The sequence below is a fragment of the Geobacillus sp. B4113_201601 genome (assembly GCF_001587475.1).
Classification (GTDB): Bacteria; Bacillota; Bacilli; order Bacillales; family Anoxybacillaceae; genus Geobacillus; species Geobacillus icigianus.
The window spans coordinates 1-737 of record NZ_LQYX01000107.1 but is presented as its reverse complement, the minus strand read 5'-3'; the positions used below and the strand labels follow the sequence as shown (position 1 = coordinate 737).

The following is a 737-nucleotide window of genomic DNA, read 5'->3' as shown; positions in this document are numbered from 1 at the left end:
CGGTGGGATACCACCCTGGCGGTATTGAAATTCTAACCCGCACCCCTTAGCGGGGTGGGAGACAGTGTCAGGTGGGCAGTTTGACTGGGGCGGTCGCCTCCCAAAAGGTAACGGAGGCGCCCAAAGGTTCCCTCAGAATGGTTGGAAATCATTCGGAGAGTGCAAAGGCACAAGGGAGCTTGACTGCGAGACGGACAGGTCGAGCAGGGACGAAAGTCGGGCTTAGTGATCCGGTGGTTCCGCATGGAAGGGCCATCGCTCAACGGATAAAAGCTACCCCGGGGATAACAGGCTGATCTCCCCCAAGAGTCCACATCGACGGGGAGGTTTGGCACCTCGATGTCGGCTCATCGCATCCTGGGGCTGTAGTCGGTCCCAAGGGTTGGGCTGTTCGCCCATTAAAGCGGTACGCGAGCTGGGTTCAGAACGTCGTGAGACAGTTCGGTCCCTATCCGTCGCGGGCGTAGGAAATTTGCGAGGAGCTGTCCTTAGTACGAGAGGACCGGGATGGACGCACCGCTGGTGTACCAGTTGTCCCGCCAGGGGCACCGCTGGGTAGCTATGTGCGGACGGGATAAGCGCTGAAAGCATCTAAGCGTGAAGCCCCCCTCAAGATGAGATTTCCCATCGCGTTAGGCGAGTAAGATCCCTCGAAGATGACGAGGTCGATAGGTCCGAGGTGGAAGCGTGGCGACACGTGGAGCTGACGGATACTAATCGATCGAGGGCTTAACCTA

The 737-nt window shown here is 58.5% G+C and carries 1 rRNA gene; it reads left to right on the top strand.

Annotated elements, in window-relative coordinates:
- Positions 1-737, top strand: a 23S ribosomal RNA gene (locus B4113_RS15040); the annotation flags it as partial.